The organism is Anabaenopsis sp. FSS-46 (assembly GCF_029891665.1).
Taxonomy (GTDB): Bacteria; Cyanobacteriota; Cyanobacteriia; order Cyanobacteriales; family Nostocaceae; genus Anabaenopsis; species Anabaenopsis arnoldii.
The window spans coordinates 31,332-54,658 of the sequence record NZ_JANQDG010000132.1 but is presented as its reverse complement, the minus strand read 5'-3'; the positions used below and the strand labels follow the sequence as shown (position 1 = coordinate 54,658).

The 23,327-nt window shown below is 42.2% G+C and carries 22 protein-coding genes; 12 read left to right on the top strand and 10 right to left on the bottom strand.

Annotated features, from left to right (window positions below):
- Nucleotides 1-135: 135 nt before the first annotated feature.
- From NWP21_RS16185 to NWP21_RS16165, 5 genes are all read left to right on the top strand, one after another.
- Nucleotides 136-1,101 carry a transposase gene (locus NWP21_RS16185; protein WP_280793453.1) on the top strand — a complete coding sequence of 322 codons (966 nt, stop codon included), beginning with the start codon at nucleotides 136-138 and terminating at the stop codon, nucleotides 1,099-1,101.
- Between the two features lie 174 nt (nucleotides 1,102-1,275).
- Nucleotides 1,276-3,912: a Calx-beta domain-containing protein gene (locus NWP21_RS16180; protein WP_280793450.1), complete on the top strand. Its 2,637-nt coding sequence runs from the start codon at nucleotides 1,276-1,278 to the stop codon at nucleotides 3,910-3,912.
- Between the two features lie 279 nt (nucleotides 3,913-4,191).
- Nucleotides 4,192-5,069, top strand: a protein-coding gene (locus NWP21_RS16175; protein ID WP_280793449.1) for an IS630 family transposase whose coding sequence is annotated in 2 segments (ribosomal slippage) — nucleotides 4,192-4,521 and nucleotides 4,524-5,069 — 876 coding nt in all. Because the reading frame shifts where the segments join, the coding sequence is not laid out codon by codon here.
- 107 nt (nucleotides 5,070-5,176) lie between these two features.
- Complete coding sequence (locus tag NWP21_RS16170) at nucleotides 5,177-6,085, top strand: DUF3387 domain-containing protein (protein ID WP_280793448.1); 909 nt, start codon at nucleotides 5,177-5,179, stop codon at nucleotides 6,083-6,085.
- 18 nt (nucleotides 6,086-6,103) lie between these two features.
- Entirely contained in the window at nucleotides 6,104-7,273 is a 1,170-nt protein-coding gene (locus NWP21_RS16165) for a homocysteine biosynthesis protein (protein WP_280793447.1), read from the top strand.
- Between the two features lie 133 nt (nucleotides 7,274-7,406).
- Here the strand turns inward: NWP21_RS16165 and NWP21_RS16160 are convergent, their stop codons facing one another.
- Nucleotides 7,407-8,396 (bottom strand): hypothetical protein, encoded by a 990-nt coding sequence (locus NWP21_RS16160; RefSeq protein WP_280793446.1) that lies wholly within the window; start codon nucleotides 8,394-8,396, stop codon nucleotides 7,407-7,409.
- A gap of 375 nt (nucleotides 8,397-8,771) precedes the next feature.
- Between NWP21_RS16160 and NWP21_RS16155 the strand changes: the two genes are divergently transcribed.
- Nucleotides 8,772-9,611: a tetratricopeptide repeat protein gene (locus NWP21_RS16155; RefSeq protein ID WP_280793445.1), complete on the top strand. Its 840-nt coding sequence runs from the start codon at nucleotides 8,772-8,774 to the stop codon at nucleotides 9,609-9,611.
- Nucleotides 9,612-9,633: 22 nt separating this feature from the next.
- Here NWP21_RS16155 and NWP21_RS16150 read toward each other — a convergent pair whose 3' ends face one another.
- The 3 genes from NWP21_RS16150 to NWP21_RS16140 form a co-directional block, all read right to left on the bottom strand.
- A complete protein-coding gene (locus NWP21_RS16150; RefSeq protein ID WP_280793444.1) occupies nucleotides 9,634-10,248 on the bottom strand; it encodes a TMEM165/GDT1 family protein in 615 nt (204 codons plus the stop codon).
- A gap of 327 nt (nucleotides 10,249-10,575) precedes the next feature.
- Nucleotides 10,576-11,079 (bottom strand): SgcJ/EcaC family oxidoreductase, encoded by a 504-nt coding sequence (locus NWP21_RS16145; RefSeq protein WP_280793443.1) that lies wholly within the window; start codon nucleotides 11,077-11,079, stop codon nucleotides 10,576-10,578.
- Nucleotides 11,080-11,812: 733 nt separating this feature from the next.
- On the bottom strand, nucleotides 11,813-13,540 hold the full coding sequence (locus tag NWP21_RS16140) for a succinate dehydrogenase/fumarate reductase flavoprotein subunit (protein ID WP_280793442.1): 1,728 nt from the start codon (nucleotides 13,538-13,540) through the stop codon (nucleotides 11,813-11,815).
- A 427-nt stretch (nucleotides 13,541-13,967) separates the two neighbouring features.
- Here NWP21_RS16140 and NWP21_RS16135 point away from each other — a divergent pair, with 427 nt between their 5' ends.
- Both NWP21_RS16135 and NWP21_RS16130 read left to right on the top strand, forming a co-directional pair.
- Nucleotides 13,968-14,537, top strand: a complete 570-nt coding sequence (locus NWP21_RS16135; protein WP_280793441.1) for a hypothetical protein — start codon at nucleotides 13,968-13,970, stop codon at nucleotides 14,535-14,537.
- A 5-nt stretch (nucleotides 14,538-14,542) separates the two neighbouring features.
- Nucleotides 14,543-14,950: a hypothetical protein gene (locus NWP21_RS16130; protein ID WP_280793440.1), complete on the top strand. Its 408-nt coding sequence runs from the start codon at nucleotides 14,543-14,545 to the stop codon at nucleotides 14,948-14,950.
- Here NWP21_RS16130 and NWP21_RS16125 read toward each other — a convergent pair whose 3' ends face one another.
- From NWP21_RS16125 to NWP21_RS16105, 5 genes are all read right to left on the bottom strand, one after another.
- Nucleotides 14,951-15,493: a DOMON-like domain-containing protein gene (locus tag NWP21_RS16125; RefSeq protein WP_280793438.1), complete on the bottom strand. Its 543-nt coding sequence runs from the start codon at nucleotides 15,491-15,493 to the stop codon at nucleotides 14,951-14,953.
- Nucleotides 15,490-16,590: an aminoglycoside phosphotransferase family protein gene (locus tag NWP21_RS16120; RefSeq protein WP_280793437.1), complete on the bottom strand. Its 1,101-nt coding sequence runs from the start codon at nucleotides 16,588-16,590 to the stop codon at nucleotides 15,490-15,492. Before NWP21_RS16120 ends, NWP21_RS16125 begins: the two co-directional genes overlap by 4 nt.
- A gap of 63 nt (nucleotides 16,591-16,653) precedes the next feature.
- Nucleotides 16,654-17,823, bottom strand: a complete 1,170-nt coding sequence (locus NWP21_RS16115; protein ID WP_280793435.1) for an AGE family epimerase/isomerase — start codon at nucleotides 17,821-17,823, stop codon at nucleotides 16,654-16,656.
- A gap of 229 nt (nucleotides 17,824-18,052) precedes the next feature.
- Entirely contained in the window at nucleotides 18,053-18,370 is a 318-nt protein-coding gene (locus tag NWP21_RS16110; protein WP_280793434.1) for a hypothetical protein, read from the bottom strand.
- Nucleotides 18,371-18,505: 135 nt separating this feature from the next.
- Nucleotides 18,506-19,240 carry a class I SAM-dependent methyltransferase gene (locus NWP21_RS16105; RefSeq protein WP_280793433.1) on the bottom strand — a complete coding sequence of 245 codons (735 nt, stop codon included), beginning with the start codon at nucleotides 19,238-19,240 and terminating at the stop codon, nucleotides 18,506-18,508.
- 164 nt (nucleotides 19,241-19,404) lie between these two features.
- Between NWP21_RS16105 and NWP21_RS16100 the strand changes: the two genes are divergently transcribed.
- The gene (locus tag NWP21_RS16100; protein ID WP_280793432.1) at nucleotides 19,405-19,839 is read left to right on the top strand and encodes a DCC1-like thiol-disulfide oxidoreductase family protein; all 435 of its coding nucleotides are present in this window, start codon (nucleotides 19,405-19,407) and stop codon (nucleotides 19,837-19,839) included.
- Here the strand turns inward: NWP21_RS16100 and NWP21_RS16095 are convergent.
- The gene (locus NWP21_RS16095) at nucleotides 19,836-20,264 is read right to left on the bottom strand and encodes a hypothetical protein (RefSeq protein ID WP_271733347.1); all 429 of its coding nucleotides are present in this window, start codon (nucleotides 20,262-20,264) and stop codon (nucleotides 19,836-19,838) included. The genes NWP21_RS16100 and NWP21_RS16095 overlap by 4 nt on opposite strands.
- A 370-nt stretch (nucleotides 20,265-20,634) precedes the next feature.
- Between NWP21_RS16095 and psbQ the strand changes: the two genes are divergently transcribed.
- The 3 genes from psbQ (at nucleotide 20,635) to NWP21_RS16080 (ending at nucleotide 23,228) form a co-directional block, all read left to right on the top strand.
- Nucleotides 20,635-21,093, top strand: a complete 459-nt coding sequence (psbQ, locus tag NWP21_RS16090) for a photosystem II protein PsbQ (protein ID WP_271764434.1) — start codon at nucleotides 20,635-20,637, stop codon at nucleotides 21,091-21,093.
- Nucleotides 21,094-21,255: 162 nt separating this feature from the next.
- Nucleotides 21,256-22,353, top strand: coding sequence for an FAD-dependent oxidoreductase (locus NWP21_RS16085; protein WP_280793431.1), 1,098 nt, complete (start codon nucleotides 21,256-21,258; stop codon nucleotides 22,351-22,353).
- 26 nt (nucleotides 22,354-22,379) lie between these two features.
- Nucleotides 22,380-23,228, top strand: coding sequence for an alpha/beta fold hydrolase (locus NWP21_RS16080; protein ID WP_280793430.1), 849 nt, complete (start codon nucleotides 22,380-22,382; stop codon nucleotides 23,226-23,228).
- Nucleotides 23,229-23,327: the final 99 nt, after the last annotated feature.

The window sequence follows — 23,327 nt, the reverse complement described above, 5'->3', positions numbered from 1 at the left end:
TAGGACTTACGCATTGACAGAATAACAAAATAGTGCATTGATAAATAAGGGTCGTCTAGTAATGGGTATGGGAGAATGAGAGAAATTACTAAACCCTCGACAGCACAATGCAATCTAGACATCTACACCTTATTTTTGCTGTCAGAGCCAAAGTATGGAGGGTGCAGTAGGTTAGCGGAGATATTGGGAGATGTTTCACATGATAGTGTAAACCGCTTTTTATTGAGAGAGAGATACGAACCCAAAGATTTATTCAGCATAATAGAGAAAATTATCAACCTGGAAGGAGGGATATTAAGCGTAGACGATACAGTCATAGAAAAGATTTACAGCGTTCCTAAAAATGCGGAATTAATCAGTTATTTTTGGTCAGGGAAAGCCCATAAAACAATTATTGGCTTAAATTTAATCACTCTATATTACAGTGATATTCATGGTAATTCAGTGCCTATAAATTATAGAATATATGATAAAAAGGAGGGAAAAACAAAAAACGATTATTTTAGAGAAATGGTAAATGAAATAATAAGCTGGGGAGTCAAACCCAGAATGGTAACAGGAGATAGTTGGTATTCTGGAGTAGAAAACTTGAAATTTCTAAAAAACCAGAAATTGGGTTTCCTATTCGGAATTGAAAAAAATAGAACTGTTTCAAATGAGCCACACAAGTATTGTCAAGTAAGCACTCTGGCTATTCCCGAAGAAGGATTAAGGACACATCTGAAAGAATTTGGATTTATAAAATTGTTTAGGAAAGACTTTAAAAAGCAAGACTCTAGACATTATATTTTATATCTGCCAGATGAGGAGAAAATCAAAGACATAACCAGAAGTACCTTCATCACAATTCATGATAGCCATTGGGGTATTGAAACATTTCATCGAGCCATAAAACAAGTATGTGGAATTTGTCGGTTCATGGTTAGAGATACCTGTGCAATCAAAACTCACATATTTTGTTCACTTCAAGCATTTGTGAAATTGGAGTTTATGCGCTCTGAAAATATAATTAGCAATTGGTATGAAGTACAGAGGAATCTATTTACTTCTGTTGTCCGTGAGCATATTTTTGCTAATCTTAATAGCGATCGCATGATCTAGCCATCATAGATCATGTTTTTTGTCAATGCGTAAGTCCTAATAATAATTTAAGAGCAGATTATATTCTAGCAAAATGATACTGGTGGCATAGGAACTTTTAACAACTCTGGTACTTTCAAGAAAACTACAGCAGATACTGCGTCCATTGGGGTGACCTTTAATAATACCGGAACAGTGAATGTTGAATCGGGAACATTAACCCTATCTGGAGGCGGAACCAGCACAGGTGGTACCTTCGATATATCCCGTAGTCAGACACTTGCTGTTAACGGCTCCCATACCCTAAATAATACAGAAATTAAAGGTAGTGGTAATCTAAGTGTCAGTGGTGGGACATTCACATTAAGTCAAGGCACAACCATTGCCAATACTCTGGGATTATCTCTTAATAGTGGAACTTTACAAGCGGATAATGATTTGACATTACCTGCAACCAGTGCTTGGAATGGGGGCACACTTAGTGTTACAGGTGTGATAACTAATAGTGGTACATTAACCATCGGCAACAGTGATCTCAAGTATGTAAATGCCCAACTCAATAATACAGGCAGCATTATTGAAAACCACTCCTCAAATCGTCATTTATACTTACGAGATAGAGCTATTCTCAACAACTCTGGTAACTATGAATTGCAACAGGGATCAATTCTTAATGTTACTAGTGGCATAGGAACCTTTAACAACTCTGGTACTTTCAACAAAACTACAGCAGATACTGCGGTCATTGGGGTGACCTTTAATAATACCGGAACAGTGAATGTTGAATCGGGAACCCTGAATTTTAGCAATAATTACACCCACAATAATGCTCATTTAATTCTCAAGGGTGGAACTGTTAACTTTAATAATCCCTTACTGATTAACGGTGGTAGCATAGAAGGTAATGGCAGGATTGACGTTACAGTCACAAATGCTGGTTTACTTAATCCCCGCCATGCAAGTAACAGTGAATTTGGCCGTTTAACAATTAATAGTAACTACACGGAAACAGATACTGCTGGTATTAAGATAGAACTAGGCGGGAATACTCCGGGAATCAATTTTGATCAGGTTCATATCAATGGGACTGCCACTTTTGAGGGAACTTTAAATATTAGTCTACTGGATGGATTTACTCCCAGTATTGGCAGTACCTTTGATATATTGACCTTCAACAGTTTAGGCGCAGGTTCCGAACTAGATTTTACTGGCTTACAAATTAATTCGTCTTTGGCGTTTTTACCTGAATTGTATAGTGACAAACTAACTTTAAAGGTTGTTCCTCAATCAACACCAACTACCTTGAGTATTTCCCCCACCAATGCTACACAATCAGAAGGTAACGAAGGTACTACCCCCTTTACCTTCACAGTGACCCGCACAGGGGACACCACAGGTACAAGTAGTGCTAACTGGGCGGTAACAGGTACAGGAGAAAACCCCGCCAACGCCGCCGACTTTGGCGGAAACCTTCCCACGGGTACTGTCACCTTTGCAGCTGGGGAAACATCCCAAGTAATTACGGTGAATGTACAAGGTGATACGGTAGTTGAACCAGATGAGACCTTTACCGTCACCTTATTTAACCCCAGTAACGCTACCCTGAGCACTGCTACTGCTACCGGGACAATTCTCAATGATGATGCTAGCCTAGCGATCGCCCCATTAAACGCTATCAGGTTAGAAGGAAACAGCGGAACCACCCCCTTCACCTTCACAGTTACCCGCACAGGGGACACCACAGGTACAAGCACTGCTAATTGGGCGGTTACAGGTACAGGAACCAACCCCGCCAACGCCGCCGACTTTGGGGGAGCCTTCCCATCAGGTACAGTCACCTTTACAGCAGGGGAAATATCTCAAATAATTACAGTCAATGTCAGTGGTGATACGGTAGTAGAACCAGAGGAAACCTTTACTGTTAGCCTATCTAACCCCAGTAACGCTACCATTACAACTGCCACTGCTACCGGGACAATTGTTAATGATGACTTGTTAGCAAATCCCGGTCAACTGGCGATCGCTCCTCAAACTAGCAAGGTTACACCCGCAGGGGGAGAGATCACCTTAAAATATCGTGTTAATAACTTTAATGATACGCAGATATCCTCTGTAGGATTGTCAATTTACTTTGACAGTTCAGAACTGAATATTAATACAACAGATATTAATCTTTCCAGTTCTGTGGGGACTATAGTCGGGGATAAAATTATCATTGATGACACGGAAAATGGTGATAATGACCCTAACACTGATAAGGAATTGACGTTTATTATCAGCCCTCTTCAATCCACTGACAGTGATAATGTCTTTGTGAATATTCCCTTTACCACCACTGCTGGGTTTGATGGGGAAAGTACAGTTAACTTTGCTGGTAGCAGTAGTAACCCGAATATAGATGTATTGGGAGTACCTTCTGTAACAGTCAGTGGACTTGCTGCGGATATTGATGGTAACGGTAGAGTGACTGGTGCTGATTTATTGTTCATTGACCAATATCTGCTGTTACGCAATAATCCTAACGTTAATGCGATTCTGCAAAGTTCCTTTAATCTGTTTAGCACTGAAACCGTGGGAGCTACAAATACCACCGGTGCAGCTTTGAGGAGTGCGATCGCCAATGGGGTCAACAGATTAGCCTTTGACGTTGATGGTAATGAGCAAGTGACTGGGGGGGATATTTTCTTAATTCGTCAAGGATTGTTACTTAAGAATAACCCTAACGTCAATGCCATTCTGCAAACTACCTTTAATCTGTTTACCAGTGAACTCACAGGACAGAGAAATACAGGAGCCGAAATTAATGCTTTTATCTCTGAGTTGCTGGGGTAAATAAGTAACTGTTGACGGTTGACGGTTGACTGTTGACGGTTGACGGTTGATGGGTCAGGCTTTAAAAGCTACGACCACCGGAAGCCAGGGGTTACAAACCCCTGTCTAATAGCTCAAGTCGGATAAATCCGACTGGGTGTTAAGCTGTTGTGCAGCTAAATCGAATAAACAGCATTACCTTTATTTTTAACTTTGCGCTCCCATTTAATAATATAGCCGTAGCCATCAAGATTAGGACGTAAACTATAAGAGTTCCGACATAGCATCTATCCCAGTTCAATGGCTAAACCCTATAGTGATGATTTCCGGCAAAAGGTTATGCAAGCGATCAAGTTGGACGGTCTCAAGAAGTGTGAGGCAAGCCTTCTGTTCAATATCAGTCGCAACACAATTAACTTGTGGTGTCAGCGTCAAGCCGAAACGGGTGATGTCAAACCCAAACAGAGGAAAGCATCGCCGCAGAAGGGCAAAATTAGGGATTGGGAGAAGTTTCGCACATTTGTCAAAGAGCAAGGGGATAAAACCCAAAGTGAAATGGCACAGCTATGGGAGGGAGAAATTAGCCAACGCACAATTTCCAGGGCATTGCGAAAGATTGGACATACACGTAAAAAAAAACATATGGGTATAGTCAACGAGATGAAACTAAACGGGCAGCCTTTTTGACGCAACTGAAAAACCCTAAAGCGCCCCACCTAGTATATGTTGATGAGTCTGGCATGGATGAACGCGATAATTACGGTTACGGATACTCCCCTGTTGGAGAACGCTTTTACGACCTCAAATCAGGTTGTCGTAAGGGTCGTATTAACATGATTGCTGGCTATCGAGACTGGCAAATAATTGCGCCATTTACGGTCGAGGGGTCGTGTAATCGTACAGTGTTTGAGACCTGGCTAGAAACTTGTTTGATTCCGATGCTACGTCCCGGTGAGTGGGTGATTGTCGATAACGCTACATTTCATCGTGGTGGTCGAATTGCTCAATTGATTGAAGACGCAGGGTGTCAGTTAGTTTACCTACCTCCTTATTCACCTGATCTCAATCGGATTGAAAAGTGTTGGGCAACTTTGAAAAATAGGGTTCGCAAGATTTTATCCACATCGGATAATTTACGTGATGCAATGGAAATCGTTCTCAAGCAAGCAGCGTCCTAATTAATCTGGCTACGGCTATAGTAAAAAATTTTTCATTTTTGTAAGCTTTCTAACCTGTACTCACCATAGTAGTATAATTATACTGTTTATTTGCAAATCAAATAGGATTGCTATATGAGGGTTTTGATTACCAGAAGTTCTTTACAGGTAAACCCACAGAACGAGTATCGATGATTCCCGCCGCCCTGAATCATATTCTGGGGTTGGAAGAGGGTAAACAAGGTTACATTAAGGCTGTGAGTGAGTTATCTAAAGCCTTTGCTTTGGTGAGCAGTACGGATGAGGCGATCGCAATTTGGGATGAGGTGGGATTTTTCCAAGCTATTAAAGCATCTATGGTTAAGTATACCACAGTTAAGGGTAAAACTCCAGAAGATATAGATGCGGCGGTGCGTCAAATTGTCTCCAAAGCGATCGCCAGTAACCAGGTAATAGATATTTTCACATTTACTGGGTTAAATCAACCAAATATCAGCATTTTATCCGATGAATTCCTCGAAGAAGTGCGGGGTTTACCCCACAAAAACCTGGCGGTAGAAACATTACAAAAATTAATTAATGAGGAAATCAAAATCACTGCTCGTAAAAATCTGATTAAATCTGGTTCTTTCCGAGAAATGTTAGAAAATACCATCAAAAAATATCAAAATCGTGCCATTGAAACCGCCCAAGTCATCCATGAACTGATTTTACTAGCAAAAGCCATGAAGGATGCACAAAAACAGGGTCAAGACTTAGGATTAACAGAAGATGAAATAGCTTTTTATGATGCGTTGGAAGTCAATGACAGTGCGGTGATGATTTTAGGGGACCATACCCTCAAAGCGATCGCCCGGGATTTAGTTAAAGCCATTCGTGCTAATTTAACCATTGATTGGACAGTTAAGGAAAATGTGCAGGCTAATTTACGAGTAAAGATTAAAAGATTACTCAAAAAGTATGGTTATCCACCAGACAAACAAGCAAAAGCCATCGCCACAGTGTTAGAACAAGCCGAGTTACTTTATCAATCTTAGGGTATAATTGGCTCAAAAATGCGAACAATAGCCGAAATTAACGACAAAATCAGCCGCCAACTTGCAGTAGTATTGACTGTAGAAGAACTAAAAGCACGAGTTGCTGAAGTTGGTATCACTCAAGTAGCCAAAGAAGTTGATGTCATTACCACGGGTACATTTGAGCCGATGGAGTCCAGTGGTGCGATTATTAACCTGGGACAAACTGACCCCCCGATTAAAATTCGCCGCTGTTGGATAGATGGCGTACCAGCCTACGCAGGGTTTGGGGCAGTAGATTTATACTTGGGTGCAAGTTGTCCCGTAGATACCATGGATGGGGAAGAAGTCCGAGAACATGGCGGGGGCCATGTGATAGAAAATTTGATCGCTGGGAAACCTGTACAGATCAGAGCCTTGGGACAAGTAACAGATTGTTACCCCAGGGCGAGCTTTGAAACTACCATTACCCGTGACACCATCAATCAGTTCTATTTATTCAATCCGCGCAATCTTTACCAAAACTTTATTGTTGGCGTTAATGGGGGCGATCGCCCACTATTTACTTATCTAGGTCCTTTACAACCGAGTTTAGGAAATGCGGTTTACTCTAACCCCGGTGCAATTTCCCCCTTACTCAACGACCCAGATTTACAACTAGTGGGCATTGGTACCAGGATATTCTTAGCTGGTGGTATTGGCTATGTTGCATGGGAAGGAACTCAACACTTCCCCTTACAAAAACGCCTACCCAATCATACACCCATTGGACCTGCTGCTACTGTAGCCTTAATCGGTGATGCTAAACAAATGAATCCCCAGTGGGTACGGGGTTGTTACTTTAAAAGCTATGGTCCTTCATTAATGTTGGGTGTAGGTGTCCCCCTCCCGGTATTAAATGAAGAGGTAGTTAAATATTGTGCCGTCCAGGATAAAGACTTAGTAGCGCCCATCGTGGATTTTTCCATTCCTCGGCGAGTCCGTCCTACCTTTGGACTGGTGAGTTACGCCCAACTCAAGTCAGGGCGGATCACCATTGATGGTAAAAATGTCAGGGTTGCTCCCCTAGCTAGTATATTATTTTCTAGGGCGATCGCCACGGAATTAAAAGCATGGATTGGTGCAGGTACTTTTACCCTCACAGAACCAGTGGCTCAAATTCCTATGGACAGATCATTTTTACCCCAAGATCGCTGGACAGATTTTTAGCATGGGGAATGGGGAAGTGATCATCTTCCCCCCTTTCCCCGTCTTTACGACTCGTGATACTTATGAGTAAGAGTTTTTAACCAGGAGATATCAGCAAATTGCCAAATTTACTTGACATGAAAATCCTAGAATATCACTCCTGAACTTGTTTCGCCCGTTTAATGGGCTTAGGAGCAGGCGCTTTCGGTATCGGTTTAGATACCGCCAATGGTTCGCCGGCTGTTTTCTTGATTGGTTTTGGGGTTTCCCCATTACGTCTGCGGGGAAATGGCTTTCTCGCACCACCACCAGCACGGGGACTACCTTTAAAGGGCGGTTTGCGTTTTTTGGGTAGATCCGCGATCGCCTTAGCTTTTTCTAGTACCAATACGTCACCTTCCCGCTTGGCTTGAAAGTCCCAGAACTTGCTCACAGCTTTGGTGGTCAACACACCCCGCAGTTTCAACTTAAAATATTTGGGTTTATCACCAGTTTTCCGGGGAGCTTGCTTAATTTTGACCACTAAACTTTTAGCGTCAAAAGACTGGTAAACTACCTCACCACGCACGGAAAAAGTACCATCAGCCATTTCGGAGGAAGATAGCACTTCACTTGTAGATTCTTCTTGGTTGTTGGGTAGCTCATCATCGGTTTTGTGTAAATCTTGGATGACGGAATCTTGCTTGTCCTGTTCTGTGGGCTGTTTAGCCAAATTTTCTGGATCCCAAACCCCCACAATTTGCAGGTGTAAGGTGTCGTTTTCTTGGCGGGTGCGTGGGTAAACTACCCACAAATGATCTTTCTCTAAATCTAGGTGATTTTTGACTAAGCTCATAATCCGTCCCAGGAGAACAGCGTTGAGTTGCACGCCATCTGTGGTTATCAGGGCACCTTGAGTAAATTGTTCGCTGCTAGCAAGGTAACGACCCCGGACTAACCCGATGGCTCGGTATTGCATTGTTTCACTGGGTGGTGGAATTGGTTGCACCCGATGAAACTCAGTTTCATTTGAGCTGGTGTCACTAGGCTGAAAGTGGGAATTTTCCAGGTCAGAGTCCTGGACTGCTACTGTATGACCATTAGCAGCTTGATGGTTGGTAGAAATGTTAGAAGATTCAGGTGAGGGCATCAGGTGGGAATTCATAAAAACTCCTTGCGGCGGAGACACATCCCAATTATGGGATTTAACGAAGGCAACTAAAAACAGGGTTTGTGCGGTTAATGAAAATATATTAGCTGTTCACAAACCTACACCAGGGCGAGCCATACAATGGGAAGGAAGCTACATTAATGTATTAACACAAATATAACTGGGAGCCTTTACACTGGTTTGGGAAGCATATCATAAGTAAATTTCTGACGGATCCTCCTAAAGTCATCACTTTTTTTAGCAATGTGAATAGTTAATTGTTATAAAATTCACAGGCCATTGGCGGTATTCCGCAAGCTTTTGGAAATTTTTCGCCTTGTGATTTATGTAAATGATCATGTCGTTTGAATCTTGGAGTAAAACTAAACCGTGTCTCAACCGCGCAATACTTGGAAAATTAAGATTGTTTTAGCCTTGGGAACTATTTCCTTTCTAGGTGCTTCCCTAATTCCGATTATTGGATCCTTGAAAAATCCCCCGCCCTCAACTGAAAATACCCCTGTCAGCACAGCCTCATCTGAGCAATTATCACAGTTGCAAGACCAAGCAAAAAGTTATGAGTTGGTTTTACAACGGGAGCCAGAAAATCAAACTGCGCTCAATGGTTTATTGCAGGTGAGGCTACAACTTCTGGCTTTAAATCAAGGTGATATTAAAGCAGTCATTGAACCTCTAGAAAAACTCACTCAACTTAATCCAGAACGGTCTCAATATGGGGTGCTATTAGCCGAAGCCAAGCAGCAAATGGGCGACCAGGAAGGATCAGCCCAAGCTTACCGCTCAGTTTTAACCACTAACCCCGGTGAGTTGAACGCTTTACGGGGTTTGGTGGCTCTGTTGCTCAAACAGCAACGTCCTGATGAGGCTGTGAGTTTGCTCGAAGACACTCTTTCTGGAAAGACAACCCAAACGGGAAGTTTGGATAGGGGAGCTGTACAGGTTCTATTAGGTACTGTTCACGTTTCCCAGAAACGCTATGGGGAAGCTACCTCTATCTATGAGCAAGCAATTAAGAATGATCCTCAAGATTTTCGTCCCGTTTTAGCAAAAGCATTGCTCCTCAGAGAACAGGGTAAACCAGATGAAGCTCAACCTTTATTTGATAACGCCCTGGCTTTAGCACCTGCTCAGTACAAAGACCAAGTTAATAGGGCTATCGCTCCCCCCACTTCTGCGCCTACTCCATCGCCCACAAAACCAGGAGAGTAACTACATTATTTACAGTGATAAATTACACTCTGATAGCAGCCAGGATGCCAAAAATCAGAAATAGACATCCGCCAGTAAAAGTGAGTTGACGTTCCGAAATACGTCCGGCAATCAGTTTACCTCCAATCACGGCGATCGCAGTGCAAATTATATGCCCTAACACTGCACCCGCAGCTACTCCCACAGGGTTATATCTGGCTGCTAGGGCAATTGTGGCTATTTGGGTGCGATCGCCCCATTCTGCTATAAATGTCAGGGTGAAGGCTTCTATGAAAATTGCTAAGGGGCTTTTTGACTTTCTTTGTAAATCTGCCTTATATACTGCCTCTTTGGCCTCATTGATTACTTCTATCTCCGAGCCTGAGTCAGGCATTTTACTAGCTTCATAGAGCAGTTTGATCCCGAATCCTAGAAATAATAGTATTTCCGCATACTTGAGGTAAATTTCTGGTAAGAAAGATACAAACCTCCCGAATATGACAGACAAAATTGTCATGGCGGCTAGTGCACCCCCTACACCGATTAATACCAGCTTACGCGAGTATTTCATCGCTAAAATTACGCCTATAAAAAATGTTTTATCCCCTAACTCAGAAACTGTAATTAGTAACAAACCTGCTGTAAATGCTGTTAACACTCTCTTTAACTCCTGAAGGATTTTTTACCTGTGTGGAGCTTCAATGAGAGTGGCAAAACTTCACTGAGAGCTACACACAATTTTTTGTGTAAACTCAGTGAAGGTCTCGCTGCCAAATCAAATACTTATCATATTATCATTTGTTATCTGAACCAGGTTCATCACCAGTATGTTGACTCAGATGTTTAAAATAAAGTGACTTTATTCTAAGTGACTTTATTTTAAAGCTACTCCCCTTCTGTATGGACTTAATTATACACCTATTCATGATGGGAGTCAAGGAATATTTATTCTTGCTTAACTCCAGTTTTTGAGAGTCAATAGCGACTATTGAGCACTGCTAACTGGTTCTGGCATAGCTGAAGAGTGATGTTCTGCTATGAGCCATTGATTGCCGACTTTATTATAGACAAAGGTGTATCTGGCTGGAACTTCCTGAGTCTGACCATTACTGGTAAGTCTAAAGGTATATAGTCCTGAATCAATAGCTACACCACAATACAGGCGAATACTGCGGTAATTAATTGTGCCTACGGGCTGCTTTTGTAAGAAAGTTACAAAATAGTCCTGAATTTCTTTATGATTTCGTCGCACTTGGTTGGAAACTGTAGGCAACAAAATGGCATTTCTCGCATAGTTGAGAGTGACTTTATTTGGGTCACCTGTCTGTAAAGACCCGTTCCATCGGTCAAACAGTTGGGCAATTTCTGGTCTAGTTACCTCGGGACATTGAGTTTGGGCTTGGAGAGGACTGGTTTGTAAAACCGTTATGCTAGCAAGTGCAGCACCAACAATTGATGCTAGTGCATAGGGAAGAAATTTTTTTGCCATAAATTTTGTTTGGATCTTGGCGGGACTGTGAACTGTGAATACTCCCTCTTGTGACAAGGAGCGGTTTAAGAGTGAATATGATAGCGGTGTATGCTTCCCATTAGTTTGAGGTGATCAGCGTGAATATTCCCAGATCAACGGTGACTAGAGAACAATAAACTATTAATAGTACAATAACTATTTATTTATTAATATTACTACAATTTAGTATTCACACTCCCCAGTTTTCTGAACCGGGGGAGCTTAACCTCAAAAGGTCTTTTACCAGGTTTTGTCAAATTAGTAATGAGGTTTCGAGTACGAAAACTTCCTAAGAGGATGTTTGTCAAGTATTAAACAGGTAATTTTTATATTAGGGAACACACCGAACACACCGAACACACCGAAGGATTGGGAAGGATTGGGGAACACACAAAAAACAATAAAATCCAGTCCCCTCCCCTTACAAGGCTATCCATTACCCGGATCTTTCTTAACATTCGTGAGATCGATCGCTCGCAAACCCCCAAACCTTAATCCTCCGTTGATGATTCTCAATAAAATAAGGGTTTTATCAAGAAGAATAAGGTACATTTTGTCAAGAGTAGGGAAAATTTCAAGCCTTGAAACCGTTGCCACATAAATGTTTCAAGATTGTTAAGAAAAATGTGGGTAATGAATAGCCTTACAAGGGGAGGGTTAGGGTGGGGTCAAAGAATATTCGATACACTAATCATGACTTATCAAACATCCTCTAATATTTGCGCTCCTTTGGCTCAAACATATTAATCACCACTGGGCGATATTGAATATCAATACCCGATGGAGAATAATAAGCCATGGTGTGTTGCAGAAAGTTGACATCATCCCGCTGGGGATAGTCTTCACGGAAATGTGCACCGCGACTTTCTTGGCGATTCATAGCTGAGGCTAAAATTGTTTTTCCTACTACTATTAAACTTTTTAGTTCTAAGGCTTCTACTAGTTCTGTATTCCAGCAAGTACCCTGATCATCTAAATAAATCTCAGAATATTGCTGTTGCAATTGTGTTATTTTATCCCAACCGTCCCCCATTAATTCGGCGGTGCGAAACACACCACAATGCTCAGTCATGCAATCCTGGAAAGCCTGACGCACTTGGTTAATTCGATATTTTCCTGGTTGTTCTATTAAGGTTTGTATTTCTTCCTGAGCTTGTTGAATGTAACTTTGCTCATCTACATTGGGTAACCGCCGTTTCTGCACATATTCAGCGATCGCCGCCCCGGTACGCTTACCATAAACTACACATTCTAGCAGCGAGTTACTACCCAGACGGTTAGCACCATGAACCGATACACAAGCCGTTTCACCAGCAGCAAAAAATCCTTCTACTAAATGATCACCACTGCTGCGGACTTGACCATCTGTATTCACAGGGATACCACCCATACAATAGTGATTAGTGGGACGAATGGGTATAGGTTGAGTTACAGCATCCACACCTACTAAACGGTGTGCTTCTTCCCAACAGAAGGGGACACGACTCATAATTTTTTCTTTACCCATGTGTCGCAGGTCAAGATAAACAAACGGACCACCCGCACTACCATCAGGATGAATACCACGACCAGCGCGAATTTCATAGGCGATCGCCCGCGAGGTAATATCACGGGGGGCTAGTTCCATGCGACTAGGTGCGTAATTTTTCATAAAGCGATCGCCATCACTATTAATCAAATAAGCCCCTTCTCCCCGCACAGCTTCAGAAATCAGTACCCCGACCGGATACAAACCAGTGGGATGAAATTGCACAAATTCCATATCTTCCAAAGGTAACCCAGCCAAAGCAGTCATAGCCAAACCGTCACCCGTAGAAGCATAATCATTAGAAGTGGTATTATAAACGCGACCATAACCACCAGTCGCAAACATTACCGCCTTAGCTCGTAATACTTCTATATGTCCATCGAGCAAGTGAAACATCACCACACCCTTGACCTCACCTGATTCTAAAATCAGGCGCATCACATACCACTCTTGATAAACTTGCACACCATAACGCCGCAAATTGTTCACCAACTCATGGAGAATCGCGTGACCAGTTTTATCTGCAGCGTAACAAGTGCGATTATGGGAATGTCCGCCAAAAGCCCGTTGAGCAATCCGACCATCAGGTAACCGCGAGAACAAAACACCCATGTGTTCCAAGTCAATCACCACATCTGGCGCTTCTTGGGCGAGAATTGCTACCGCGTCCTGGTCTGCTAAATAGTCAGACCCCTTGACAGTATCAAAAGCGTGTGCTTCCCAACTATCTCCTGAATCAACATTTTTGAGTGAGGCCGCCATTCCCCCTTGAGCTGCTACCGAGTGGGAACGTATCGGGTGAGTTTTAGCCACCAGAGCCACATTTAAACTAGGGTCAGTACGGGCAATTTCCACCGCAGCACGACATCCGGCTAATCCGCCACCCACTATAATCACATCATGTTCGAGCATAATTAACCCTTTGTGCAATCACTTGTTGTTCTATGTTAGTAGAGCAATTCATCTACCCCATTTCACTCAGCAAAAGTGAGGTGAGCATTCCATCCATGGCTAAAGGCGCAAAATAATAATACTGGTATGTTATCTATGTCATCTATCTCCAGATATAGTCATCCTATTTGACTTGAGAAATTATGAGTGAGGAAAGGGAACAGGGAACAGAAATTGTTCATGAATCATTTAGGATTGCTATAGATATTAGGGTAAGCATTGATAAATCAAAACATTGGGGTTCAGAATACAGTCATATTGTGATATATAATTTAACAGTTATATTGATATAATTATGTAAATTTACTTTCAACGAATCAACTTCAAGTTCCCATACCTGTTGATGCTTTTAACCCCAAGTAGGTAAAAGCAAACATTAAATAATCCTATGCAGCAAAAAAAGAATCAATCATCTGCACGGTTTCGTTCCGCCACAGAGTTTCCCAAAACCATTGAGGGACTTAACAACAATGAAGTTGATATCTTGTATCAAGAAATGCGAGCTTGTCTAGTTTTCACAAATCGTAGTCGTTCCCAGTTGCTCCGCAGAAATAAAGAACATAAACAACGGATGCAAGTTCTCATTAACCAACTGAAACAGGAAAAAACAGAAGTTGCCGAAGTTTACCGCCAGACTGTGGTAGAAATGGAAAATGAAATTGGCTCCATGAGCCGATATTTAGACCAACTTTCTACAGCCTTTGATTCAGTCTCAGATATTGAGAATCCAGAACAAGCACACTGGAATTATTTATCTTTTCCCAGCAGGTTCTTCAAATTGGTGCAAGCAATTAAATCAATTGTACTATGGTGGCGGGAAGAAAAGACCCGGGAAACAGTAAAATTACCATCTGCTGTATCCTCCTCTCCTCTTACCCCTGAGCAACTACAGCAAAAACCACAAATGTCTCAAGACCCCCGTTCAATCGGAAAATCTCTTTTAGATAATGAGTCATAAAAATCATGGGTAAAAAACGCCTCAATCAACTGTTAGAGGTTCTCAAGGACAATTACCAACGAGACTTGCAGAATTCCGCCGCCATTTACACAGTTGCACAAGTGGCCGTAAATCAGCTAAACCAGGAAGTTTACCAGAGCAATGAACCCCCCATAGCTGCTTTACCTTTTGCACCCAATTTACTAGATAAAGATCAACTTCTACAACAGTATGGCTCCTATAATGGGTGTCGCCAAGCAGCTAAAGAACGGGGAATTAAATTTTCTCGGACTCCTAGCTGGGAACAGCTAGCAGCAGCTTTGAGTTATGCAGAAATTTTACAAAAAATCATCACAAATTATGTGACTACATACCCTTACCCACAGCTACAAGGAACTAAGTTTGAGTTAGTTTTCCCCGTTGGTGATGAATAGTTACAAATCAATCATAAAGCTATCTCGCCGATGAAAGTCAGGCTCTACCCCACTATGAGTTAATGCCCAGTAAGTAATATTACTATTTTTATCTTCTATTACAGTAGTAATTGCTGCTTCTATTTCCTGTTCTCTGGGGATGACTAGACCCAAATCAAGATCCACAACCAGGGTTAAACTATCTCCTTGGTACTGGGTAGTAAAGGGAAGAAGATTAAAAGCTGTTTCCTCTCTCATCCCTTGACGGTATCCATCAAAGTGATAAACGTTCCAATTTCCAGCAGGGGAAAGGTTGAACTCCCAATACTGTGGATTACCTTTAATACCCAAGAAAAACTCAAAACAAGTATTTTTCCATAGTTCATGGTGACGGGTCGGTGTATCTGATAACCGACGAGGAATCACAAGCTGTTTTAAGTCACCGATAACTTGGTAATTCAGGGTGAGTTGATTTGCATATCGGTGGATATTACCTATAATCTGTATATTTGGTAAGAATTGCTGTGAGGGAAAGGGTAGTAAGGAAAATGTCTGATTTCTCATCTCAAATCTCGGATAATTTGGCGAATTGTGGTTTCTTGAGATTCGATGCTTTCAGTCAGCTTAAATTGAACTAAGGCCCTAGCCAAATTGTGTTCTGGATATTTGACTTTAAAATAAATATTCCCAGCTAAATAGTCAGTAAAAAACCTCAATCCCAACTCAAAGGTAATCAACCTAATGGCATCATAAATGTAGGTGTAGTCATTCTCTGTGAGAAAACCTTGAGCCACAGCCAGATAACCCTGTAGAATTAACTGACATAGTTCTGTATTAAAATAAACTTGTTCCCAATACTGGGTTTCTTCTCCCAGGGGATTGCAACCCGATCGCACGCAGTCACCAATATCATAATGTATTAATCCCGGTTTGACGGTATCCAGGTCTATCAGGCTGACTGCTTTGTGAGTCCCTCGATCAAACAACACATTATTGATTTTAGGGTCGCCGTGGATCAGGCGTAATGGTAGTTTACCCTTGCTGATGGCAGTTGCTAAAATATCTGTAAAACTGGTGCGATCACTAACGAATTGTAAACAATAATTGACTTCTGGTGATAGGTGTGGGTGAGTTTTTGCCAGTATCTCCTCATACTGTTGTAGATAAAGTGGTGTAATATGAAACCCTGGTAAAGTATCCGCTAGTGTTGTTGGCGGTAGGTCACTGATGAGATGATGGAACATCCCCAAAGCATAGCCGACTTCTGAGGCGCGGTAACTATCTTCCAGGGTGTCGAAGCATTGGGCATTTTCCACAAAGCTAATAGCTCGCCAGCAGCGGCCATTCTCATCTAACCACAGGTCTTGACTATCTTCAGTTGATAAAACCCGGGGAAACTTCCAGGGGCGATTAAGTGGGCTATCTTTAAGGCGATCGCCAACATGATCTGTGACAATACGCATATTCTGCATTACCAATTCCGGCTGCCGAAACACCTGGGTATTAATGCGTTGCAACACAAAATGCTGTAGCTTGGCACAATTGAGAGTTACCAGAAAAGTTTCATTAATATTACCATTCCCCAAAGACTGAATGGCTACAACCTGACCTTGATGTGTGAATTTATCCGCAACAGCAATTAAATTAATCTCTTTTGTCATCTTCTTTTACCTGTACCACTCCCCACAGACCTTGCACAGAGGCTATACTGGGAAAAATCCCAGTTAACTGAGCGCTGCAAACTGTTGCCAACAAAGATACAATGCACGGGGTACATGGAAACACCCCTTCCACTTACCGCCCTTGAGATTTAACAACACTTCCCCACGACGATTGAGATAACCGAACCACTCCCCACCTTCAGGATCAGCAAAGTGTGACCAAGTATAATCATGCATTTTCTGGTACCATTGCCAACAAGACTCACGCCCCGTCAAGCGATAGCCCATGGCTAATGCAACTAAAGATTCTAAATGCACCCACCATAGTTTTTGATCCCATTCCAATTGCTGGGGGGGATGACCCTCTGCATCCATAAAGTAATATAATCCGCCGTGTTCATTATCCCAGGCAAAATTGAGGATATTTAGCACCACATCAACAGCTTGATTAATAGTATCAGTATCATTTTTCCGGCTAGCGATATCCATAATAAACCACATAGCCTCAATCCCATGACCAGGATTAATTAACCGCCCCTCAAAGCAATCAATGTGAGAACCGTTAGGGGTGACATTCTCATACATCAGTCCCCGTTCCTGGTCAAGAAAATCCGTCATCACTTCTTTAACAGTGGTAGCTAGGACATTCTCAAGGGTTTCACTGGGTAGCAGCCATGCCATTTCTAAAGTGAGATTAGCTAAAATCATGGGTACAGCCAAGGACTTCATGGGGCGAGTACCCGGATGGGTCTTGTTATATTTGCCTTTAGGATTATCCTGACGGCGCAAAACATTGTTATAGGCTTGCAGCGCCACATCTTTAGCCCAGTCTGCGCCAGAAGCTAAGGCGTATTGACTAAATGCCATGGCGGCAAAGCAATCAGAAAATATATTATAGGGTTCTATCAGTGGCTGACCTGCACGGGTAAGGGCAAAGTACCAATTACCTTCAGCATCTCTGCCATGTTGAGCCAGAAAATCAGCCCCATTTTTGGCAATTGCTAACCAGGTTTCCCGTTTTTCTAGCTGGTTGCATAGCATGGAGAAAGTCCACACTTGACGATTTTGTAACCAGATAAATTTATCTGTGTCATAAACCTGACCACTGCGGTCTAAACAGGTGAAATAGCCGCCATGCTCCCAGTCCAGGGAATATGTTTCCCAAAATGGCAGTACGTCATTGAGGAGTGTATTTTGATAAAGTTCCGCCAGGGTTTTGCAGTTGTAGCCCATATATTTACTGTTGTATGAACCTGAAAAAGAACCCCACCCCAGGGGAGACTTTGACAGGAAATCAAAGACGGGGTGAGGGTTCTTAACAATTATCAGTTAAGACTTGCCAGTTCACAATGTACTCAGGGACACAACTTATTTGGCTGTTTGCTTCTATACTGTGGGTAGAGACACAGTTGCTCATACCCATTATGTCTGCTATCCTAGGTGGAATGGAAAAGATTTACAACTATTCCAAAGAATTACCAGCTTGACAAAGCATTTCTCCGAGTCGCTGCACTTTATCCGCTATGTCACCGGTAGCGTTAGCTGCTGCGGTTTGAGTATCTTCGCCTAAATCAACCAGAATATCCGCAATGGATCCAGCATCGCCACTGAGGAGCGCCTCTTTCAGTTCCCCCAAGTCTTCACCTAGGTCAGTTCCTGAGAGTTCTTGCTGCCAAGTATTGATGATAGCCATGGCTTGGTCTGTAGGGATAGATGTCAGGTCTGTTTGCAATGCGGAGATGGTGCTATCTAGGTCAACGTTTTGGATTGCATCAGCCATAAAAAAAAACTCCTGTATTGAGTTCATCTGCATAATCCACAGTGGATTACTACCTGACCTCATTCTTCTCAAGATCAATACTTAAGTCCTCAGCCTAAGGTTATACAGTATGGAGTTCTGAAAGTTAGAAAAGTATCAAAACTTGACTTTATATAAATCAAATAATTCTCCTGATTGCTGCTTCACTATTTTTGCACCAGTAGCTTTGATCATTTTTTCCCACTCGGCTATCGGTTCTAGAAATACTTCAGCCCCCAAATATGTTTCCAAAACTGCCCAATCTTCTGCTAAAGGGTGTTCTGGGTTAAGGATGTCAAATACAAAATGTCCCTCTGGTTTTAACACCCCCTTGACTGCTAGTAACACAGCATTCCAATATTTTAGGGGAAAATAGCAGCTAAAACCTGTAGCGATCGCCAAATCAAATTGGTTGGGCGAGTAGTTTAATTGATGGGCTGGCCCCAACTCTACACCTTTGAACAGCTTAGAATTCAATTGGGGACCACGGGAATTGAGGGTATCCCGTGCCACAGTGCTGATTTCTTGACCATAAAAATATGCTGACCAATCCCGCCAAGGATAGATTAAGAAGCTGACACCACAGCCAATATCTAAACATTGCTGGTTTTTTTTCGGTTGAGCAATTTCCCAAAAAGGAGAAACAATTCTCCCTGACAAAATCCCCGCTACCCATTCTTGATATATGGGCATTTCCTGTATTTCTGCTGGTAATTCCAAGTCTTGCTTTTGATACTGTCGGTTAAAGCGATACCCTACCTGGGCGACTCTCTCCTCCCAGTTCTCTGACTGATAGGGAGTTTGGGAGGGAAAGAGATTACTGGGTAATGGTGAATTACGCTTTTTAGACATTCTCTTTGGTATTCCTAGATGATTTAGAATTAAATTCTAGTGTACCTAATTGAGGAATGGGGAGATGTTGGTTTTATTTCCAATCAAAAAGTAACACTTTTGCATCAGTCTTTGTACTTATTTTCCTCACTACCTATCTACCTCCATCCAAAGAAGTCAATTTTATGAATTACTACGTTATCTACGATGGAAACTGTAATCTCTGTGTTACCCTAGTGCAATTACTAGAAACGCTAGACCATGGAAGGCTGTTTCGCTACGTTCCCATGCAAGATGAACAAACACTAGCACGGTGGGGAATTACCCCCCAAGATTGTCAACTGGGGATGATTTTAATTTTAATTGATGGCGATACATCGCAAAGACGTTGGCAAGGTAGTGACGCAGCTGAAGAGATTGGGAGGTTATTACCTATGGGAAGAGTATTTGTAGATGCTTACCGGGGTTTACCTGGGATGAAGTGGGTGGGCGATCGCTTTTATGAACAAATCCGCGACCACCGTTATACTCTTTTTGGCAAGCGTGAGAGTACCTATCAATCAGCCTATTGTGTCGATGGTAAGTGTAAAACACCAAGACCCCTGATTAATGAGTCTTAATCACTAGGTTTATTAAACACCTCTAAAATGTGCCGACAAATCTGCTTGAGTTTGTCACCGACTTCTGGAGCAGGTTCACACATACCGACAAAACTCCAGTTTTCTACTGTAGACAGTCGCCACGCCTCACCACGGTGGTCAAAACCTGCAACTTCTAAACCAATGGCACGCCGTGAGTCACTTATGGGATCTTGGTAAAAGCGGATTTGAATTAAGATACTGCGACTGCGCCAAGATTTGCTGATTCCCGGAAAGTGAAAACCGATGTCTATAGAATCTGGATCTACCAACTCCCTGGTATCTGGGTCATTCTTCCAGGGTTTGAGATCTGATTTAGCATCAGGAAACTCCAATTTAAACAAATTCACTACGGTAGCAATCTTGCTGGCGAGTTCAAGGTTTGTTGCTTGTTCAGATGCGTTCACGAAAAAACACTCCTATATTTTACGGAACTATGGGGAATGTTAGGACAGAAAAACCGCCAGAAGGCTGATTATATTAGTGTTTGGAGCTTATCAGTACCTTTGATACTTAGCAAATTTAAAATTTCCCTTTCTTGACAATTCTGGAGATTAACAACTGCTGATTAAGTCTTGGGAGACTGCTCAGGGTTATCTTGAGTAATTATACTTAATTTTCCTGAAAGTACTCAGTAATTATGGAATAAAGCCAAAATACCAACCCCCATAACTAGATTTTTCAGGAAAATACCTTGTGAAGTAGAACGATAAATCACCCCAACGATCTAAAATTACACTGTTAGTCGGCACATACAAAACAAATTCAATTCAGTTTATGGCGCGTCAACGCTCGATTTTTTCGCTGATTTTAGTATTATTAGCCACATTACTTATTAGCTGTGGTGGTCCTAGTGGCACAGTTGCACCTCCAACTTACTCAGCAACTCAACTAGAGAGAATTCAGGAATATGTTCCCAAAATTCAGGCTGTGCGCGATCGCGCAGCAGAACTAAAAACCCTGATTGAAAAAAAGGATTGGATTAATGTAGGTAATTTTATACATGGTCCGATGACAGAAGCTAGGTTGAGCATGACTTATATTATTCCCAATCTCCTGCCTTCGTCCCAACCCACAGCACGGGAAAAAAACCGAGATTTGCTGAACCACTTAGTTAAAATTGATGAAGCTGCTGGACAGGGTAATACACAGCCGGCTTTGAATAACTACCAAGCGGCTTTGGGAGATATTGACCAATTCCTGCAACTGCTTCCTGATACCAGTGGGAAATCATAAGTACATTAGGCACTAGCTAGAATACAATGGGTAGAGGGTAAGCAGTTTGTTGTTTTTCTCTCTACCAAAAAACACGCACAGTGCCCCTAGTTTCTAAGTATGGGGGTGTAGTGCGATAGGGCAAAGGCTGCTAGAAATACCAGCATAAATTCCTCTAAAAACATGGATATAGTGATTATCGGTTGTGGTATTGTGGGAGCGGCGATCGCCTATGAACTCAGCCTAATTAAGAGTCTTAACATTACAGTCATTGACCGTCAACCACCCGCCCAAGCTTCCACAGGTGCGGCACTAGGGGTTTTAATGGGTGTGATTAGCCATAAAATCAAAGGTCAAGCTTGGCAAAGGCGACAAACAAGCATCCAACGCTACGAAACCTTAATTCCCGAATTAGAAGCTCTAACAGGTCGTAAAATTCCTTTTAACCGCCAAGGGATGATCAAGCTTTTAGGGGCAGAAGAAAATTTACCAGAGTGGGAAAAACTGGCGGAAATTCGCCACTCTCAAGGCTGGAAGTTAGAAATTTGGGACACAGCCAAACTCAAAACTTTTTGTCCTCAAGTGAATCACCCTCAAGTTACCGCAGCAGTGTATTCTCCCCAAGACCGTCAACTAAATCCCAGGGCTTTGACCTTAGCTTTGGTTGAGGCTTCCCAATACAATGGGGTAAGGTTTAAATTTGGTGTGGATGTTTTGGGCATTGAACAAGAAGGTAATAACTTTCCTGCACTTGCCACTACAGAGGGTAAAATTAATGCTGATTGCATAGTCGTAGCAGCGGGACTAGGTTCTACATCACTCACAGCACAACTAAACCAGATGGTTAATATTCGTCCGGTACTAGGACAAGCGTTACAAGTACGTCTAGAACGACCATTAGGCAATAATCCTGAGTTTCAGCCGGTTGTGACTGGGAATGATGTACATATTGTCCCTGTGGGGAATGGTAATTATTGGGTGGGTGCGACGGTAGAGTTTCCTAGTCATGATGATCAAATCCCACCTAATCAAGAATTGTTAGATCAAGTTTGGCAGCAAGCGATCGCCTTTTGCCCAGATTTAGCCACAGCCGAAATTATTCGCACCTGGTCGGGTTTACGTCCCCGTCCTGAAAATCGTCCCGCGCCAGTGATTGACAAACTACTAGGCTTTAGTAACGTCCTCTTAGCCACTGGACACTACCGCAATGGGGTTTTACTAGCACCGGCCACAGCTGACGCAATTCGTGAGATGATTATTTATATTGAAAATAAAAAATAGTTTTTAGATTTTCTTAGGAACATAACGTGTCTTTAAAAGAACATAAAATTACCGTAGATTCTCTACAATGGTTTTATCGGGAATCTGAACCCATTGGCAAAACAGATTTACTGCCTGTGGTGTTACTACACGGTTTAGTATCACAGAGTTACAGTTGGCGGAACATTATGCCGGCTTTAGCCAGTCAAGGAACCAGAGCGATCGCCCCTGATTGGATTGGTTATGGCTTTTCCGCCCAGCCAGAAAAATGGGATTTTGCCTACACACCCGATAAATTTATCACCGCCTTAGAAGGATTCATCAAAGCCTTACAATTGGAACGTTTTTCTTTAGTTGTTCAGGGATTTTTAGGCTCTGTAGGGTTACAATATGCCTTGCGCCATCCAGAACAAATTGCTAACATAGCTATTTTAAACACACCAATTTCCACCACTGCCAAATTACCTTGGAAAATCAAACAACTGGGTTTACCATTGGCTGGTGAAATGCTGACCCAAGACCCTCTGTTGGTTGATCGCACACTAGAAGGCGGTAGTCGTTACCGCATCGAAGATGAAGATTTAGATATTTATCGCAAACCATTTTTAAAAGCTTCCACTGCGGGGCGAAGTCTGCTGGCCACTATTCGCAACTTACAACTAGACAAATCAATGTCGGAAATAGAATCTGGCTTTCAGCAATGGGAACAACCCATTCTGATTCAGTGGGGAATGATCGACCCTTGGCTATCCATAGATGTAGCAGAAAAATTTGCTCATTCTGTGCCTCATGCCGAATTAATAAAAATTAATAATGTCGGACATTACCCTCAAGAACACTACCACAAAGAGATTTTAGAAGACCTTTTACCCTTTGTCCGGCGGATAAATACCTAGTCAGAAAATAGCTAAATCTGGGAAAAATCGATATTATAGAGCCAGGAAAATACTTGAACAATTCAAAATCTCAACTTATCTGTTTCAGTGATTGGGTAA

Excerpts from the sequence above, each read along its gene's own strand:
- NWP21_RS16165 (WP_280793447.1), top strand. The coding sequence starts at position 6,104 with ATGCGAACAATAGCCGAAATTAACGACAAAATCAGCCGCCAACTTGCA.
- NWP21_RS16160 (WP_280793446.1), bottom strand. The coding sequence starts at position 8,396 with ATGAATTCCCACCTGATGCCCTCACCTGAATCTTCTAACATTTCTACC.
- NWP21_RS16145 (WP_280793443.1), bottom strand. The coding sequence starts at position 11,079 with ATGGCAAAAAAATTTCTTCCCTATGCACTAGCATCAATTGTTGGTGCT.
- NWP21_RS16140 (WP_280793442.1), bottom strand. The coding sequence starts at position 13,540 with ATGCTCGAACATGATGTGATTATAGTGGGTGGCGGATTAGCCGGATGT.
- NWP21_RS16135 (WP_280793441.1), top strand. The coding sequence starts at position 13,968 with ATGCAGCAAAAAAAGAATCAATCATCTGCACGGTTTCGTTCCGCCACA.
- NWP21_RS16130 (WP_280793440.1), top strand. The coding sequence starts at position 14,543 with ATGGGTAAAAAACGCCTCAATCAACTGTTAGAGGTTCTCAAGGACAAT.
- NWP21_RS16125 (WP_280793438.1), bottom strand. The coding sequence starts at position 15,493 with ATGAGAAATCAGACATTTTCCTTACTACCCTTTCCCTCACAGCAATTC.
- NWP21_RS16120 (WP_280793437.1), bottom strand. The coding sequence starts at position 16,590 with ATGACAAAAGAGATTAATTTAATTGCTGTTGCGGATAAATTCACACAT.
- NWP21_RS16115 (WP_280793435.1), bottom strand. The coding sequence starts at position 17,823 with ATGGGCTACAACTGCAAAACCCTGGCGGAACTTTATCAAAATACACTC.
- NWP21_RS16110 (WP_280793434.1), bottom strand. The coding sequence starts at position 18,370 with ATGGCTGATGCAATCCAAAACGTTGACCTAGATAGCACCATCTCCGCA.
- NWP21_RS16105 (WP_280793433.1), bottom strand. The coding sequence starts at position 19,240 with ATGTCTAAAAAGCGTAATTCACCATTACCCAGTAATCTCTTTCCCTCC.
- NWP21_RS16100 (WP_280793432.1), top strand. The coding sequence starts at position 19,405 with ATGAATTACTACGTTATCTACGATGGAAACTGTAATCTCTGTGTTACC.
- psbQ (WP_271764434.1), top strand. The coding sequence starts at position 20,635 with ATGGCGCGTCAACGCTCGATTTTTTCGCTGATTTTAGTATTATTAGCC.
- NWP21_RS16085 (WP_280793431.1), top strand. The coding sequence starts at position 21,256 with ATGGATATAGTGATTATCGGTTGTGGTATTGTGGGAGCGGCGATCGCC.